Source organism: Chryseobacterium subflavum (genome assembly GCF_055762745.1).
In genome coordinates this window covers 1,947,449-1,964,875 of the sequence record NZ_JBVTMR010000001.1, presented here as the reverse complement: position 1 = coordinate 1,964,875, position 17,427 = coordinate 1,947,449, and the positions used below count along the sequence as shown (strand labels likewise).

Sequence of the window (17,427 nt, the reverse complement as noted above, 5' to 3'; positions counted from 1 at the left end):
ACGTATATTTTATGAAGTTAGGAATCATTTCTATTCTGGCAGTGGCTTCATTATTTTCCTGTAAAAATGTCCAGATGGGAAAACAGGAAATAGTAAAAAAAGAAGCTGTAAAAAGTACTATGAGTGATGAACAGCTGATGGACAAGGTTCAACGGGATGCCTTGAAATATTTCTGGGATTATGCACAACCGAATTCTATGTTGGGAAGAGAGCGTTACCATGAAGATGATATTTATCCACATAATGATAAACATGTAATAACTACAGGTGGATCAGGATTTGGCTTAGCTACAATATTGGTCGGAGTGGAAAGAGGTTTTGTTCCCAGGAAAGAAGCGGTGAAAAGATTGACGCATATGATGGATTTTCTTGCTAAAGCAGATCGCCATAAAGGAGCATGGTCTCACTGGATCAATGGAGAAACGGGCAAAACAGTTCCTTTTGGAAAAAAAGATAATGGAGGAGATTTGGTGGAAACCGCATTTTTAACTTCTGGAATTTTAATGGTCCGTGAATATTTTAAAAATGGAAATGATGAAGAAAAAGCTCTGGCAAAGAAATGTGACGAACTATGGAAAGGAATTCAATGGAACTGGTATACCAAAGGCGGAGAGAAGGTTTTGTATTGGCATTGGTCTCCGGAATATCAGTGGGAAATGAATTTTCCATTGGAAGGATATAATGAATGTATGATTACTTATATTCTGGCGGCATCTTCTCCAACCTATTCAATTGATGCAGAAACTTATTATAAAGGATGGACCAGAAACGGAACTTTTCTTTCAGATAAAACGAAATACGGTCTTCCGATGTATGTGAAGCATAACTCTGCTGAGGGTTATGGCGGACCTTTATTCTGGGCACATTATTCATATATCGGGTTAGATCCCACCGGCCTTTCAGATAAACTGATTAAAAATTATTTTGATTTAAATAAAAACCAGGTCCTTATTGATTATAAATATTGTCTGGAAAACCCAAAACAATGGAAAGGATATGGTCCGGATTATTGGGGGCTTACAGCAAGCTATTCCAGAAATGACGATGGAACTACCGGATATAACGCTCATTTTCCTCAGAATGACCATGGGGTTATTTCTCCAACTGCAGCTTTAAGCAGTTTTCCTTATTCACCGAAAGAATCAATGGACTTTTTAAAATTTATTTATATTAAAAAACCTGAATTTGTGGGTTCAGCAGGACCTTATGACGCGACATCTATCCATTATAACAATTGGTTTACCCCACGGTATCTTGCCATCGACCAGGGAACAATTGCTCCGATGATTGAAAACTACAGGACAGGATTTTTATGGAAGCTGTTTATGAATGCTCCTGAAATTCAACAGGGTTTGAAAAAATTAAGTTTTAAATCTGAAAAATATGGAATCAAATAAAAGATAAAAAATGGACTTTGTTCCCATTTATAATAAGTCAAAATCTCACTAACAATATGAAATTAAAACTTAGACATGCTTTGTTTCTGCTTCCGCTTTTTTCTTTACAGATCAATGGTCAGGAGATCAAGGCAGAACTCAACAAGGAAATCAAAAGAACAGAAAAGATATCTTATATTTTGGACTATCCCCAAAAAGTAAAAGGAAATCTCCCGTTAATTGTTTTTCTCCATGGATCGGGAGAAAGGGGAACTGACCTTGAAATGGTAAAAGCCCATAGTCCCTTTACCTATAAAAATCTGATCAAGGAACCTGTCGCTATTTTAGCTCCTCAGTGTCCTGCAGATAGCTGGTGGGATACGATTACCGTTTATAACCTGATTAAAGAAATCCAGAAAAAATATAAAATCGATGCTTCCAGGATTTACCTTACGGGGCTTTCACTGGGAGGTTGGGGAACCTTAAAACTGGCAATGGAGCATCCTGAAATGTTTGCTGCTGTAGTCCCGGTATGTGCTCCTACAGATCAGATTATGACAGCAAATGTCAATCGATATAAAGATCTGAATATGAAAATTTTTCACGGTGGAATGGATGACATTGTTTTGCCTGAAAATGCGTTCAGATTATACCAGAAGTTACATCCGGTAAACCCTGGTGCGGAATTAATCATATTCCCGAATGATAATCATAACTCCTGGGACTCAGCTTATTCAGACCCCGGATTATACGAATGGATGTTGTCCAAGAAGAAGTAAGATAAATAATAACGAAAAGTAAGAATCCGGATTAAGAATCTGATGTTCACAATTACTATTAAAAAATGAAGATAAAATGAGTAAAAAGTTAGTTTTAATAGCTGCGTTAGCACTTTCGCCATTGTTTTCGGCTCAGGAAATGGTTACAAGACCTGTTCAATCCTATCAGACGGCCCAGTATCAAGCAAAGAAAAAGGCCTTTGTAGATCAGCTTTTGTCAAAAATGACCTTAGATGAAAAAATAGGACAGTTGAATTTACCAAGTTCGGGAGATTTTACCACAGGATTGGCTCAAAGTTCCGACATAGGTAAAAAAGTAGAACAAGGTTTGGTCGGTGGACTATTCAATATAAAAGGAGCGGACAAAATAAAAGCAGTTCAGAAAGTTGCGGTAGAAAAGAGTCGATTGAAGATTCCGTTGATCTTTGGGATGGATGTTATTCATGGTTATGAAACAACTTTTCCTATTCCTTTGGGCTTGGCAGCTTCATGGGATATGAACATTATTCAGCAATCTGCGAGAGTTGCCGCAAGAGAAGCATCTTCTGATGGAATTAACTGGACATTTTCCCCAATGGTGGATATTTCTCGTGAACCAAGATGGGGGAGAGTCTCTGAAGGTTCGGGAGAAGATCCTTTTTTAGGCAGTGAAATAGCCAAAAATATGGTATATGGCTATCAGGGGAAAGACCTTTCTGTGGGCAATACCATTTTAGCGTGTGTAAAACATTTCGCATTATATGGAGCCGGTGAATCAGGGAGAGACTATAATACCGTAGATATGAGCCATGTGAGAATGTTCAATGAATATTTCCCTCCTTACAAAGCTGCTGTGGATGCCGGAGTTGCATCAGTAATGGCATCATTTAATGAAGTGGACGGAGTTCCTGCAACCGGAAACAGATGGCTTCAGACAGAGGTTTTGAGAAATAAATGGAATTTCAAAGGCTTTGTGGTAACGGATTATACCGGAATTAATGAAATGGTAGATCATGGAATGGGAGACCTTCAGCAGGTTTCGGCTTTAGCTTTAAAGGCCGGGGTTGATATGGATATGGTGGGAGAAGGTTTTTTGACAACCCTTAAAAAATCCTTGTCAGAAGGAAAAGTTACGCAGGCTGAAATTGATATGGCAGCTAAAAGGATTCTTGAAGCCAAATATGATTTAGGATTGTTTGATGATCCCTATCGTTATGGCAATGCTAAATTAGCAGCAAAAGAGGTTTATAACCTCGAAAATCGTACGATTGCCCGAAATGCCGCTGCTCAATCAATGGTTTTAATGAAAAATGATAATCAGGTTCTTCCATTGAAAAAAACGGGGACCGTAGCAGTCATTGGTCCCTTGGTAAACAATTCTTTGAATATGGCAGGAACCTGGAGTGTCGCAGCAAAGCATGATCAATCTGTTGCTTTGATGAAAGGTCTTCAGGACAATTTTGGAAAAGAAGTAAAATTTATTTCAGCAAAAGGAGCTAACATTGATTACAGCGCTAAATTAGAAGAGATCTATGCAGCTCATGGAAAGAAAACAGATAGAGATAACCGCTCAAAAGAGGTGCTTTTAAAAGAAGCTGTGGATGTTGCCAATAAAGCGGATGTCATTGTTTTAGCCATCGGGGAATCGGCAGAAATGAGTGGTGAATCTTCTTCGAGAACGGAAATCACCATTCCACAGTCTCAGGTTGATCTATTAAATGAGCTGAAGAAAACAGGAAAACCTATTGCAATGGTGCTTTTCACGGGTAGGCCATTAGCTCTTACGAATGTAAAAGATGTTCCTGATGCCATTCTGAACGTCTGGTTTTCTGGTTCTGAAGCAGGAAATGCTATTTCTGATGTATTATTTGGAAAAGTGAATCCTTCCGGTAAATTACCTATGACATTCCCAAGAAGTCTTGGACAGGTGCCTATTTATTATAATGCTAAAAATACAGGACGTCCGTTAAGTCAGGATCTTGTTGATAAATGTGAGTATCAGAGATTCCGTTCCAATTATATGGATGAGTGTAATACGCCTCTTTATCCGTTCGGTTTTGGTTTGAGCTATACCCAATTCAACTACTCTGATATTACAGTATCTGATCCTAATCCGAAAGGAAACCAAACGGTTCAGGCCTCTGTTACGATAACCAACTCAGGGAATTATGACGGAGCAGAAGTCGTACAATTGTACATCCGCGATATGGTAGGAAGCATTACAAGACCAGTAAAAGAATTAAAAGGATTCCAGAAGGTTTTCCTTAAAAAAGGAGAATCTAAAAAAATTACTTTTGATATAACACCGGAAAGCTTAAAATTCTACAATGGGGATTTAAAATTTGACTGGGAACCGGGAGAATTTGATATTATGATCGGAACCAATTCAGAGGATGTAAAACACTCTAAAATTAATTGGAGCAAATAATTTTAAGCCATTCATTTTGAATGGCTTTTTTTGTATCTTAGAATTAAATTAACTAATACCCTATTTTTGGCATACTTTTTACCAATCTGAAAACATTAAAAAATTAAATATGAAAAAAACAATTTTACTTAGCGCAATGTTCCTGGGTTCTTTCACTTTTGCACAACAAAAAGCTCCGGTTTTAGGAGGGGACAGAGATGTCCATGGCTGTAAAGGCTCTGCGGGTTACACTTACTCACAGATTAAAAATGATTGTGTACGGGTTTTCGAACAAAAAATCAAATTAAAAGAAGTCGGCTCGGATAAAAGCTATACCACAATGACCGCCGTTATTTTTAGCAAAAATATGAAACAGGCGGAAATTTTTATTCCGGATGGGAATGCCAAAAGTATTATTCTGGAGAGAGAAGGGAAAGGAAACATCTGGAAAAGTGGAAAACATATAAAAGAAAGCTATGTCCTGGTTCCTTATAAGAAAAAAGGTTATCAGATCAAGAAAGATGATGTTGTTATTTACCAATAAATCAGGAAGGCCATTCGAAAGAGTGGCCTTTTATTTTGATGCCAGAAATGCTTACCATTATGAGAAAAAAGTTACGTATTGGTTTTTATTTGGAGCTTTTTCCCGCTTTTCGTTTCAATCTTTTTTTTCAAAAAAGGATTTCCTCTGCAATCGGGGCTAGCATTGCCTTGAAATTTTCAATGATCACTCTGATTTATTTTTGAAAATAATCAATAGAAATAATTAGTGTTCTTTAAAATTACCCATAGTTTTTAATCAAAATCTAAAACCTCCGTAACAATTTTTCTCTCTCACTGAAAATCCGTATTTTTGTGCATCTAAAAGTAATAAGAAAGAATGAATTCCTACAAAAATCCATTGGAAGAACGCTACTCCAGTGAAGAAATGTTATTTAACTTCTCGCATAATAACAAATTCCAGAATTGGAGAAAGCTTTGGATAGCTCTTGCTGAAATCGAAAAAGACCTTGGACTTGAAATTACAGACGAGCAGATCGCTGAGTTAAAAGCTAATGCTGAAAACATCGATTATGACAAGGCAGCAGAGTACGAAAAAAAATTCCGTCATGATGTAATGGCTCACGTTCACGCATATGGTGATGTAGCACCTTCAGCAAAAGGAATTATCCACCTGGGAGCAACTTCAGCTTTTGTAGGAGACAATACAGACTTAATTCAGATTCGTGACGGACTTTTAATCTTAAAGAAAAAGTTGGTTAATGTAATGAAAAACCTGGCAGATTTTGCAATTCAGTACAAAGACCTTCCGACTTTAGGGTTCACTCACTTCCAGCCGGCTCAGTTGACAACAGTTGGAAAAAGAGCTACTCTGTGGTTGCAGAGTTTGGTTCTTGATATTGAAGAATTAGATTTCTTCCTTGAAACACTTCGTTTCAGAGGAGTAAAAGGAACTACAGGAACTGCTGCAAGTTTCCTTGAACTTTTCAACGGAGATTATTCTAAAGTAAAACATTTAGATAAAGAACTTTCAAAAAGATTTGGTTTCGATAAGGTTTTCGGAGTTTCCGGACAGACTTACGATAGAAAAATTGATGCGAAAGTGGTAGCTTTATTAGGAAATATTGCACAATCTGCACATAAATTCACAAACGATTTACGTTTACTTCAGAACCTTAAGGAAATTGAAGAGCCATTCGAGAAAAACCAGATCGGTTCATCAGCTATGGCTTACAAACGTAATCCGATGAGAAGCGAAAGAATCGGGGCATTGGCAAAATATGTAATGTCTCTGACAACAAGTTCTGCCATGGTAGCTTCAACACAATGGTTTGAAAGAACATTGGATGATTCGGCCAACAAGAGATTAACAATTCCTCAGGCGTTTTTAGCTGTGGATGCAATCTTGTTGATCTGGAATAACATTATGAACGGAATTGTAGTTTATCCAAACAGAATCAATAAGCACATAATGGAAGAACTTCCTTTCATGGCAACAGAATATATTATCATGGAAGAAGTAAAAGCAGGAGGGGACCGTCAGGAAATCCACGAGGTCATCAGGGTTCACTCTATGGAAGCTTCTAAAAAAGTGAAAGAAGAAGGAAAAGAAAACGATCTGATTGAAAGGATTCTGAATGATGATTCTTTAAAGCTCGATAAATCAAAATTAAAAGAAGTTCTGGATCCTAAAAATTTCATTGGCTTTGCACCTATTCAAACGGAGGAATTCATTAAAAATGAAGTTCAGCCGATACTGGAGCAAAACAAAGACATGATTGGACTGGAGGCTGATCTTAAAGTATAATACCATATGCAGTCTTTTCGGCTGCATTTTTTATTTCATTGCAGGTATGAACAGAATACTATTTTTCCTTTTGATACCCACTCTTTCCTTTTCACAGGGAAAAGATGTTTTAACCTACTTTAAATCAAAAGATTCTTTGGTAGGGGTAAAAGATCATACCGGGAAAATTATTGTTCCTGCGCAGTTCAAAGTCTTTTCATTTCTAAAAGACGGCGATCCTGTAAAAGAAGAAACCATTTATTTCGACGGGTCTAAAAAGGATGAGATAAAAGAAAAAAACGCCTGGGGATATGTCTATGATAAAAAAGGGAATTTCCTTTACAGACCTTTCCTGTACGATAATGGTGCTGACTATTTTTCTGAAGGAGTAAGACGGTTTGTTAAAAATGGGAAGGTAGGTTTTGTAGACAGAAACGGTACAACGGTAATTGAAGCCAAACATGATTTTGTTTCACCATTTAATTACGGATATGCAGCCTATTGTGATGGATGTGATTGGGAAAAAACCAATGATGAGCACAAAGCAATGGTAGGAGGAACATGGGGAGTGATGAATTTTAAAGGAGAAGTGATCCAACCTGTTGCGGCACAAACGAACTCCGTAGAAGTTAATGGGAAATTTTATCCAAATCCATTCAAATATAATGAGAAGGAGAAACGTATTCTTCAATTTTTCGAAAAACAAAATACAAAACTTTCGGAAATCTATTATGTCAACTGGTATAATAAATTATCCAAAGAGGAAAAAAGACTTTTTTTTGAAATCGTTGAAAGACCAAAAGAAAACTTTCCTTTTTATCAGGTAAATACATATGATTACAGGAAAATAGATGTGGGATTAACATTTGATTTCAAATTTTTAGTCTCAGCAGAGGGCCAGGAAATTTTTGCACTGGACTATGATAATGAAAAGGTTCCTTTTGAAAAATGGCTTAAGAGAGAAATCGTAAAAGCTCAGAAATATCAGGAAGAACATCCTGATAATCCTAATAAAATAAGTAAATAAGTCTAATAATATAATATCTGACATCTAATGTCTAATAACAAAAGAATTTTCGTAGAAAAAAGAGGTATTTTCGATGTTGAAAGTCCAAAAATTTTTGATGAGGTAAAAGCGGTTGTTCCGGCTGTTCAAAGCGTGAAAGTATACAATGTGTATGATATTTTCAACCTGAATGACGGAGAATTTGAAAAAGTGGTCAATAACACTTTTGTAGACCCTGTTACTGATATTTTGCATACAGAGAACCCTGCAAAAGCTATTCATTTCGGAATGGAATTTTTACCGGGACAGTATGATCAGAGAGCAGATTCTGCACAGCAGTGTATCGCCTTACTGACAGAAAATGAAAAATCAAAAGTAAGAAGTGGAAAACTGATTGAATTTGAAGGAGTTTCTGAAGCCGATTTGGTTAAGATCAAAGATCTTCTAATCAATAAAGTGGAATCTCAGGAAAAAGATTTATCTATTCTGGATATTCCTGCTGATGAAACACCATCAAAAGTAATCATCCACGAAAACTTCATCAATTTCAATGATGCTGAACTTGAAAACTTTTATAATAATCATGGTTTTGCACTTGGATTGGACGACCTGAAATTCATTCAGGAATATTTCAAAACTGAACAAAGAAATCCTACGGAAACAGAATTAAAAGTATTAGATACCTATTGGAGTGACCACTGTCGTCATACAACTTTTGAAACAGAATTGTCAGACATACAGTTTGAAGGTCAGTTCAAACATACATTGGAAACTATTTTCAATGATTATATCGAAAAAAGAAAATTCTTAGGGCGTGAACTGAAGCCGATTTCATTAATGGATCTGGCAACGGTATGCGGAAAGTATTTCCATAAAACAGGGAATCTTGATAACCTTGTTATTTCTGATGAGATTAATGCATGTACCATTCAGATCGAAGCAGAATACGATGGTAAAAAAGAACCTTGGTATTTATTATTCAAAAATGAAACGCATAACCACCCGACGGAAATTGAACCTTTCGGAGGAGCATCTACATGTTTAGGAGGAGCGATCAGAGACCCGTTGTCCGGAAGATCTTTCGTATTTCAGGCCATGAGATTAACAGGTGCTGCCGATGTTTTAGAACCGGTTGATAAAACATTACCGGGAAAACTACCTCAAAAAACCATTACGAAACAGGCTGCCAACGGATATTCATCTTATGGTAACCAGATCGGGCTTGCCACGACAATGGTTTCTGAAATCTATGATGAAGGCTATAAAGCCAAGAGAATGGAGGTAGGTTTCGTTACCGGGGCTGTTCCTGTAGACTGGGTAAGACGTGAGAAACCTGCTAATGGTGATTCAATCATTATCTTAGGAGGAGCAACAGGTCGTGACGGAGTAGGGGGAGCAAGCGGAAGTTCAAAAGAACAGGACGAAACCTCTATTCACACCATGAGTTCAGAGGTTCAGAAAGGAAATGCCGTAGAGGAACGTAAAATTCAGAGATTATTCAGAAACCCTGAAGTAACGAAGCTGATCAAAAAATCAAACGACTTCGGAGCAGGAGGTGTTTCTGTGGCAATCGGTGAGATCGCAGACTCTTTAGAAGTAAACCTTGATGTATTACCATTAAAATATGAAGGATTAAACGGAACCGAACTGGCTATTTCTGAATCTCAGGAAAGAATGGCTGTGGTGGTAGATCCTCAGGATAAAGAAAAATTCATTAAATTCTGTGAAGCTGAAAACATTGTGGCTGTAGAAGTGGCAAAAGTGACAGATTCCGGAAGAATGCAGATGTTCTGGAAAGGGGACAAAATTGTAGATCTTTCAAGAGCATTCTTAGATACCAACGGATGTTCAAAATCTCAGGAAGTGAAAATCACTCACCTGGAAGAAGTAAAACAAGAAACAAAAGCTTTCACAACAGAAAACTTCCTGAACATCTTAAAAGATAAAAACGTAGCTTCCCAGAAAGGACTGCTTGAAATGTTCGACTCTTCTATCGGAGCCACTACGGTAGCTATGCCTTTGGGAGGTAAATACCAGCAAACCCTGATGGAAGGAAGTGTGCAGACACTACCTATTTTAGGAGCAAAAGATATCAAAACCGTTTCTCTCGCAAGCTGGGGATTCGATGCTGAGATCTCAAAACAAAACTCACTGTTAGGAGCATCTTACGCTGTCGTGGAGAGTGTGGCAAAGATTGTTGCCATGGGAGGTGATTATAAAAATATCAGGTTAAGCTTTCAGGAATACTTTGAAAAATTAGGACAAAACCCTGAAAAATGGGGCAAACCTTTAGCCTCTCTTTTAGGGGCTTATGATGCTCAGATCAAATTGGGTCTGGCAGCAATCGGAGGTAAAGATTCGATGAGTGGAACATACCAGGACCTTAACGTTCCACCAACCCTGATTTCTTTTGCATGTGCCAACGGAGATAAAGAAAACATCATCTCTCCTGAATTGAAAAGTGCAGGGAACAAACTGTATTTCTTCAATCACGTTGCTCAGGAAAGCGGACTTCCAAACTATGATGCTTTAAAAGAAGTTTTTGAATTCATTTTCGAAAATATCAAATCCGGGAAAATTGTTTCTGTAAAAATAGTAAAAGAAGGTGGTCTTGCCGTAGCTTTGGCAAAAATGAGTTTCGGAAACAGATTAGGAGCAGAGATCAATGCTGATGAAAATGTATTATTAGCGAAAAATATCGGAAGCTTAGTTATCGAGGCGAAAGAGGAATTAAACGCAGCTTCCCTTCAGTTGATCGGAGAAGTAAAAGACTCAGGAACCTTAAAAATTAACGGTATTGAATCAGACATTATAGATCTTGTAGCGGCCAATACTAATACATTTGAAAATCTTTTCCCGACTGTAGAAAAAGAAAAGATCACGGTTGAAATTGATGCAAAACATAACTCGGTCAACCCAAGAAATATCATCATTAAAAAACACGGAATCGCACAGCCGAAAGTATTTGCTCCGGTATTCCCGGGAACCAACTGTGAATATGACACACTGAATGCATTCCAGAAAGAAGGCGCTGTAGTAAGCAGCTTACCTTTAATCAATATCAATCACCAGTTACTCGATGAAAGCATTGATGCATGGGTGGAAGAAATCAGAACATCTCAGATCCTTGCATTCTCAGGAGGTTTCTCTGCTGGTGATGAGCCGGATGGTTCTGCAAAATTCATTGTAAACGTTCTGAAAAACGAGAAAATGAAAAATGCAGTTCACGAATTATTAGACAGGGACGGAATGATCATCGGAATTTGTAATGGATTCCAGGCGCTAGTGAAATCGGGACTTTTACCTTACGGAAGAATCAAAGATCTGGATGAGAACTCTCCAACATTAGCTCACAACGCCATCAGAAGACACATCTCCCAGATGGTAACAGTGCAGGTAGTAAATGACGAAAGCCCTTGGTTAAAAGGAATGAAAGGACAGACTTTCACCATTCCGATTTCCCACGGTGAAGGACGTTTCATGGCTTCAGAAGATGAAATCAGGAAATTATATGAGAACGGACAGATTGCTACCCAGTACATTGATCTTGATGGAAACATTGCCCACGGGATGCCTTTCAACCCTAATAATTCATTATTCGGAATTGAAGGGATTACCAGTCCATGTGGTAAGATCTTTGGTAGAATGGGGCATCCGGAACGATTTGCTGAAGGTCTCATGAAGAATATACCAACCGCGAACTATCACAATATCTTTAAAAATGGAGTTGAGTACTTCAAATAAAAATAATAAAAAAATGATCGTCATTAATGGCGGTCATTTTTTTGATCTGGCGGGCTTCTATGACGAAGTTTCAGAAGTACTGATGAAAAATGCTGACTGGAAAGTCGGAACTTTGGATGGTTTTGATGATATTCTGTATGGTGGATTTGGAGTTTTTGAACCCCATGAAGAAATTGAATTGATCTGGAAGAAATCTGGAAAATCCGGACATGATTTGGGTTTCGAGGCCACCCGCGAGTTTTATGAGAAAAAAATAAGGCAGGGAAAACCTTTTAATATAGAAATGATCAGAGAAAAACTGAACGAGCTGATAGCACAAAAGGGACAAACTTTATTTGATATTCTCGTAGAAATTATTGAATCACATCAAAATATTAAGCTAATTTTGGATTGAAATTAACAATCCATTAAAGGGGATAAAGATTATGGTCAGGTAACTTCTTACCGCTTTAAAATCTTAGTGATTAAATTATAAGACTTAGAAATGAAAAGAATGATTTATGCGCTGTTCTTTGGGGACAGTATTACATATGGTGAATATGACGGAGTATTTGGTGGATGGGTTGATATTTTAAAAAGATATGCATTACAGAAATTCCATGAAGGTCACAATGAATTGATTGTTTATAATTTAGGAATCGGAGGAGAAACAACGGAAGGTCTGATAAAGAGGATACCTCATGAGCTGGCTGCAAGGAATTCCGCAGATGGGAATGTTGTTTTTATTGCCTATGGGGCAAATGACCTAGCTATTAAAAATGGAAATAAAATGGTAGCGCCTGAGGATTTTAAAGCTAATATTGAGGAGGCCATCAGAATTGCAAAACAATTTACTACAGATATATATCTGGTGAGCATTCTTCCTTTTTCTAAAAATGTAGATGGAATTGAAGTTGCTTCCGGAAAGCTGAGAACCAATGATGAGGTCCTTACTTACAATAGTATTCTGAAAGGCATGACAGAAAAGCATTCTTTAACCTATATCGATTTTTATTCCGCATTGGTAGACGATAAAGAAGTTCTTCTTTCCCAGGACGGCGTACACCCCAATGAAAAAGGGTATGGAATGATGGCCGAAATTGCAATTCCAACCATTGAAAAATATTTATAGATGCCTTATTTATTTTCATACGGAACTTTACAGAAAGAGCAGGTACAGACCCAAACCTTTGGAAGACTGCTCAAAGGTGATAAAGATGTTCTCATAGGTTATACATTAAAAATGCTTGAGATTACAGATCCGGAAGTTCTGAGAAAAAGTAACCAGAAATACCATCCTATTTTAACGTTTTCAGGTCATGTCGAAGACCAGGTAGAAGGGATGCTTTTTGAGATTACAGACGATGAAATTCTGTTGGCTGATGCGTACGAAGTGGACGATTATAAAAGAATCGAAACGATTTTTAAATCCGGAAGGAAGGGCTTTATTTATGTCGCAAGATAATTCTAGGTAACAGTAATTATTCTAAGCAGAGCACGATTTCGGCTTTCTCTAGCTGAATAGATACTTCGGATAAACCAAAATCCCTACAATTAAAGATACAATAGCCATAAGAATTACAGCACCTGCTGAAATATCTTTAATAAAGCCTATTCTTTTGTCAAATTCAGGCTGAATGATATCGCAGATCCTTTCAATGGCAGTGTTAAGAATTTCCGTACTTAAAACCCCAAAAGAAACGATGAGAACGAGGGCAGTATCGAATTTTGATAACTGTAAATAAAAAATAAGGAAAATGTTGATCAGCAGAGCAATACACTCGATCTGAAAATTTCTTTCTGTTTTTATCATTAAAAAAAGACCTCGAAAAGCATTCCGGAAACTTGTATGAATAGGAGGTTTACGCATGATAAAAAAGATTATGTACAAATATAATTAATTGATCAAAGAAAATGCCTATCTTTAGTCCTTAATGATGGTTTATCCATTAAAAAAGTATCCCGGAAGTAGTTTTAAAAATCTTTTACTCGTTGTTAATAACTCTCAGAATTATATTTTTTAATCTATTTTCTATTTATTATATTTGTAAAAATTTATTTTTAAATCTATGAAATTTATTATTTCAAGTGGTGAATTGCAGAAGGCTTTGCAAACTGTAAGTGGCGTAATATCAAGCTCTCAATCGAGACCGATCTTAGAAAACTATCTTTTCGAATTAAACGAAACCCAGGTTACCATTACAGCATCTGATGGCGAAACAACTCTTGTAACTTCTTTGGAAGTAAAGTCTGATGATTCGGGTAAATTTGCTGTTCCTGCTAAAATTTTTCAAGATTTTATCAAAACATATGGTGAACAACCGCTTACATTTTCTGTAAAGGATAATGCTGAGGGAACGGGTAGCCAGCTGGAAATTTTGGATGAAAAGGATAATTTCGCAGTAGCATTGGATAATGCGGATGATTATCCGGAGCTTCCTGAATTTGATGCTTCACAAAGCGTGACCATGTCCGCAGGTATTTTATCTGAAGCACTTACCAATACTCTTTTTGCAACAAGTAATGATTCTCTTCGTCCGGTGATGACAGGAGTTCTATTCCAGTTCGGGGAAAATGAGACGAATTTTGTTTCTACAGATTCTCACAGACTGGTTGTTTACAAAAGAATGGACCTGATGAACGTAGAACCTATGGAGTTCATCATGCCTAAAAAACCTTTAAATATTTTCAAAAATATATTGGCAAGTTCCAACGAAGACGTTACTATCGATTTCAATGAGAACATGGCTAAATTTACTTTTGGTAAACATATCTGGATCTGTAGACTGATTGACGGAAAATATCCTAACTATACTGCGGTTATTCCAAAAGAAAATCCGAATGTATTAACAATCAACAGAAACCTGCTATTAGGTGCGATCAAAAGAGCATCGATCATGTCTAATAAATCAACCAATCAGGTAAGATTTAAATTATCTGCCAACATCCTTCACCTTCACGCAGAAGATACGGAATATGCAAACAAAGCAGATATGCAGATCCCTTGTGATTATAACGGAGAAGATATCAACATCGGGTTTAGCTCTAAGTTTTTAACAGAAATGTTGACTATTCTTGGTTCTGACGATATCACAATGAAAATGTCTCAGCCAAACAGACCGGGAATCATTGAACCTCTTGACGGTCTTGAAGAAAACGAAAATATCTTAATGTTATCAATGCCGGTAATCGGACTATAAGATTAAGCTCAATTAAATAACAGAGGTTTTGAATTTTCAGGACCTCTTTTTTTTGTTTTTGCGTTCAGTTGGGAAGTTAAAAATTTCGTTATTTCTTAAAAAAACACGACCTTTGTAAACGCAAAATTCGAAGTAAAAATTTTCAAAATAAAGTGAATGAAACCTTATAAGGTTGGCATTTAACCGATAAAAAATAGATTTAAGCAGATGAAAATATCAAATAACTGGCTGAGAGATTACATAAAAACGGAATTGAAAACTGAAAGAATCGGTGAGTTCCTTACAGATATTGGTCTTGAAGTTGAAGGTATAGATAAATTTGAAAGTGTAAAAGGAAGCCTGGAAGGAATTGTAGTAGGTAAGGTCTTAACCTGCGAAAAACATCCGAATGCTGACAAACTTAAGAAAACAACTGTAGATGTAGGAAACGGAAAGGTGCTTAACATCGTTTGTGGTGCTCCTAATGTGGAAGCCGGACAAACTGTTCCAGTTGCAGTGGTGGGAACAAAAATCTACGATAAGACCGGAAACTTTTTTGAAATTAAAGAAGCAAAGATCAGAGGTGAAGTTTCACAAGGAATGATCTGCGCAGAAGATGAGCTAGGCCTTAGTGAGGATCATGGAGGAATCATGGTTCTTGACGAAGCACAATATGAAGTAGGAAAGAATTTTGCAGATTATTTTGAATTGGCAACTGATGAGGTAATTGAAATTGGTTTAACGCCTAACAGGACCGATGCTATGTCGCACTATGGTGTAGCAAGGGATCTTTATGCTTTTCTTTCAACCAATCAGCAAAAAGCCCAGTTTGAAAAGGTAGCTTCGGAACCATTAAATAATGAAGGTGCTCATAACTTTACTTTAGAAGTAGAAGATGCTGAATTATGCCCTAGATATATAGGAGCTGTTATTGAAGATGTAAAAGTAGCAGAATCTCCGGCATGGTTGAAAAACAGATTGAAAGCAATCGGTTTAAGCCCGATCAACAATATCGTGGATATTACCAATTATATTCTTCACGGATTCGGACAACCGCTCCATGCTTTTGATGCAGACAAAATTGCTGATAAAAAATTAAAAGTAGGGACCGTAAAAAAAGGAACAAAATTTACGACTTTGGATGGTGTGGAAAGAACTTTAAACGGTTCTGAAGTCATGATCAAAGATGGAAAAGATAAACCGATGTGTATTGCCGGTGTTTTTGGTGGTGCCAATTCCGGAGTTTCTAATGAGACAAAAACAATCTTTTTGGAAAGTGCTTATTTTAATCCGGTAGCGGTAAGAAAAGGAGCTAAACTTCATGGATTGAACACGGATGCATCATTCAGGTTTGAAAGGGGAGTGGATCCTAACCTTACAAGAACAGCTATTACCCACGCTATCAAAATGATCCAGGAAATTGCAGAAGGAAAACTGGTTGGAGAGTTGCTGGAAGAATATCCAAAGAAAATTGAAGACAGCTATGTTATCATAAGGTTCTCTAAAATAGAACAGATTCTTGGAACTAAAATTCACAGAGAAAAAGTAAAAGAGATTTTAAAAGCTCTTGAAATTAAAGTTTTGAACGAAATTCAAAATGGTTTGGAAATTTCTGTTCCGGCTTACAGAGCTGATGTGACGAGGGAAATTGATGTTATCGAAGAGATTTTAAGGATCTACGGATATAATAAGATTGATGCTCCACAAAAGATATCATTTACACCTGTAAAGCTAAGCGCTAATGATCAGGATGAATTGGAAAACAATTGGGCAAGAACTTTACAAAGTTTAGGTTTTAATGAAGTAATGAACAACTCACTTACTTCTGTAAAAGATGAAACGGATGCTGTGAAACTTCTGAATCCTTTGAGTGGTGATTTGGCTTTCATGAGAAAATCCTTGTTGGAAGGGCTTCTTCAAAATTCCATTTATAATATTAACAGAAAGAACCAGGATATTAAATTCTTTGAGTTTGGAAAGATTTATCACAAAAGAGCTCAATATGAGGAAAGAAAACAGCTGGCTATTCTTGTTTCAGGAAGAGAGGTTGCTGAAAACTGGTTACAGCCGAAATCAGCAACGGATTTCTACAACCTGAAAGCTTATGTGAAAGTATTGCTGGAAAGATTGGCAATCGATTATAAAGAAGTTGCTTTGTCCGATAACAGATTCTCGGATGCAATTGCTTATGAAGCTGATGGAAAAGTATTGGTAAGAATTGGAAAAGTGGCTCCGGAATTATTGAAAGATTTCGATATTGACCAGGACTGTTTCTATGCCGAAATTGAACTTGAATTGGCTCAACAATTACGATCTGGGAATGAATTGAAATTCAGGGATATTCCTAAATTCAATAAAATCAGAAGAGATCTGGCATTGCTGATCGATAAGAATATAACATATCAGGAGCTGTATCAGACAGCCAAAAAGAATAAATCTCCTTTCATTAAAAACATCAATCTGTTTGATGTATACGAAGGAAAAAACCTTCCGGAAGGAAAGAAATCCTATGCGATGAGTTTTGAGTTATTAAATGAGGCAAAAACTCTTGAGGAAAAAGAAATTTCCGAAGTAATGGATTCTTTGATTAAATCTTTCCAGAAAGAATTCAACGCAGAATTAAGATCATAAATATAAAGAAACGGGCTAAAGCCCGTTTTTTTGTTATATACATTGATAACGGACAGGCTT

The 17,427-nt window shown here is 36.9% G+C and carries 13 protein-coding genes; 12 read left to right on the top strand and 1 reads right to left on the bottom strand.

All coding sequences use genetic code 11. The annotated features are described in order from the left end of the window. Positions 1–11: 11 nt before the first annotated feature. From AC0INN_RS08715 to AC0INN_RS08670, 10 genes are all read left to right on the top strand, one after another. Complete coding sequence (locus AC0INN_RS08715; protein WP_273648360.1) at positions 12–1,397, top strand: glucoamylase family protein; 1,386 nt, start codon at positions 12–14, stop codon at positions 1,395–1,397. Between the two features lie 56 nt (positions 1,398–1,453). Further along, positions 1,454–2,155, top strand: a complete 702-nt coding sequence (locus AC0INN_RS08710; RefSeq protein ID WP_273648359.1) for a carboxylesterase family protein — start codon at positions 1,454–1,456, stop codon at positions 2,153–2,155. Positions 2,156–2,231: 76 nt separating this feature from the next. Next, positions 2,232–4,562 carry a beta-glucosidase BglX gene (bglX, locus tag AC0INN_RS08705; RefSeq protein ID WP_273648358.1) on the top strand — a complete coding sequence of 777 codons (2,331 nt, stop codon included), beginning with the start codon at positions 2,232–2,234 and terminating at the stop codon, positions 4,560–4,562. Between the two features lie 109 nt (positions 4,563–4,671). Further along, the gene (locus AC0INN_RS08700; RefSeq protein ID WP_172278943.1) at positions 4,672–5,085 is read left to right on the top strand and encodes a hypothetical protein; all 414 of its coding nucleotides are present in this window, start codon (positions 4,672–4,674) and stop codon (positions 5,083–5,085) included. 336 nt (positions 5,086–5,421) lie between these two features. After that, positions 5,422–6,849, top strand: a complete 1,428-nt coding sequence (gene purB / locus AC0INN_RS08695; RefSeq protein WP_172278941.1) for an adenylosuccinate lyase — start codon at positions 5,422–5,424, stop codon at positions 6,847–6,849. 46 nt (positions 6,850–6,895) lie between these two features. Continuing rightward, a complete protein-coding gene (locus AC0INN_RS08690; protein ID WP_273648357.1) occupies positions 6,896–7,855 on the top strand; it encodes a WG repeat-containing protein in 960 nt (319 codons plus the stop codon). 27 nt (positions 7,856–7,882) lie between these two features. Next, a complete protein-coding gene (locus AC0INN_RS08685; RefSeq protein WP_273648356.1) occupies positions 7,883–11,578 on the top strand; it encodes a phosphoribosylformylglycinamidine synthase in 3,696 nt (1,231 codons plus the stop codon). Positions 11,579–11,591: 13 nt separating this feature from the next. Beyond that, entirely contained in the window at positions 11,592–11,972 is a 381-nt protein-coding gene (locus AC0INN_RS08680; protein WP_273648355.1) for a barstar family protein, read from the top strand. A 90-nt stretch (positions 11,973–12,062) separates the two neighbouring features. Beyond that, on the top strand, positions 12,063–12,689 hold the full coding sequence (locus tag AC0INN_RS08675; protein ID WP_273648354.1) for an SGNH/GDSL hydrolase family protein: 627 nt from the start codon (positions 12,063–12,065) through the stop codon (positions 12,687–12,689). Beyond that, positions 12,690–13,022, top strand: a complete 333-nt coding sequence (locus tag AC0INN_RS08670) for a gamma-glutamylcyclotransferase family protein (RefSeq protein WP_172278932.1) — start codon at positions 12,690–12,692, stop codon at positions 13,020–13,022. Positions 13,023–13,070: 48 nt separating this feature from the next. On the opposite strand, the gene AC0INN_RS08665 is transcribed toward AC0INN_RS08670, so the two are convergent. Beyond that, complete coding sequence (locus tag AC0INN_RS08665; RefSeq protein ID WP_172278930.1) at positions 13,071–13,427, bottom strand: diacylglycerol kinase family protein; 357 nt, start codon at positions 13,425–13,427, stop codon at positions 13,071–13,073. A gap of 199 nt (positions 13,428–13,626) precedes the next feature. Here AC0INN_RS08665 and dnaN point away from each other — a divergent pair, with 199 nt between their 5' ends. Together dnaN and pheT are read left to right on the top strand one after the other, a co-directional pair. Then, positions 13,627–14,757 carry a DNA polymerase III subunit beta gene (dnaN, locus tag AC0INN_RS08660; protein ID WP_172278928.1) on the top strand — a complete coding sequence of 377 codons (1,131 nt, stop codon included), beginning with the start codon at positions 13,627–13,629 and terminating at the stop codon, positions 14,755–14,757. Between the two features lie 207 nt (positions 14,758–14,964). Further along, complete coding sequence (gene pheT, locus AC0INN_RS08655) at positions 14,965–17,367, top strand: phenylalanine--tRNA ligase subunit beta (protein WP_273648353.1); 2,403 nt, start codon at positions 14,965–14,967, stop codon at positions 17,365–17,367. The last annotated feature ends 60 nt before the right edge of the window (positions 17,368–17,427 follow it).

What these genes read in the sequence shown, in the direction of transcription:
- AC0INN_RS08715 (WP_273648360.1), top strand. Translation starts at nt 12, where the DNA reads ATGAAGTTAGGAATCATTTCTATTCTGGCAGTGGCTTCATTATTTTCC.
- AC0INN_RS08710 (WP_273648359.1), top strand. Translation starts at nt 1,454, where the DNA reads ATGAAATTAAAACTTAGACATGCTTTGTTTCTGCTTCCGCTTTTTTCT.
- bglX (WP_273648358.1), top strand. Translation starts at nt 2,232, where the DNA reads ATGAGTAAAAAGTTAGTTTTAATAGCTGCGTTAGCACTTTCGCCATTG.
- AC0INN_RS08700 (WP_172278943.1), top strand. Translation starts at nt 4,672, where the DNA reads ATGAAAAAAACAATTTTACTTAGCGCAATGTTCCTGGGTTCTTTCACT.
- purB (WP_172278941.1), top strand. Translation starts at nt 5,422, where the DNA reads ATGAATTCCTACAAAAATCCATTGGAAGAACGCTACTCCAGTGAAGAA.
- AC0INN_RS08690 (WP_273648357.1), top strand. Translation starts at nt 6,896, where the DNA reads ATGAACAGAATACTATTTTTCCTTTTGATACCCACTCTTTCCTTTTCA.
- AC0INN_RS08685 (WP_273648356.1), top strand. Translation starts at nt 7,883, where the DNA reads ATGTCTAATAACAAAAGAATTTTCGTAGAAAAAAGAGGTATTTTCGAT.
- AC0INN_RS08680 (WP_273648355.1), top strand. Translation starts at nt 11,592, where the DNA reads ATGATCGTCATTAATGGCGGTCATTTTTTTGATCTGGCGGGCTTCTAT.
- AC0INN_RS08675 (WP_273648354.1), top strand. Translation starts at nt 12,063, where the DNA reads ATGAAAAGAATGATTTATGCGCTGTTCTTTGGGGACAGTATTACATAT.
- AC0INN_RS08670 (WP_172278932.1), top strand. Translation starts at nt 12,690, where the DNA reads ATGCCTTATTTATTTTCATACGGAACTTTACAGAAAGAGCAGGTACAG.
- AC0INN_RS08665 (WP_172278930.1), bottom strand. Translation starts at nt 13,427, where the DNA reads ATGCGTAAACCTCCTATTCATACAAGTTTCCGGAATGCTTTTCGAGGT.
- dnaN (WP_172278928.1), top strand. Translation starts at nt 13,627, where the DNA reads ATGAAATTTATTATTTCAAGTGGTGAATTGCAGAAGGCTTTGCAAACT.
- pheT (WP_273648353.1), top strand. Translation starts at nt 14,965, where the DNA reads ATGAAAATATCAAATAACTGGCTGAGAGATTACATAAAAACGGAATTG.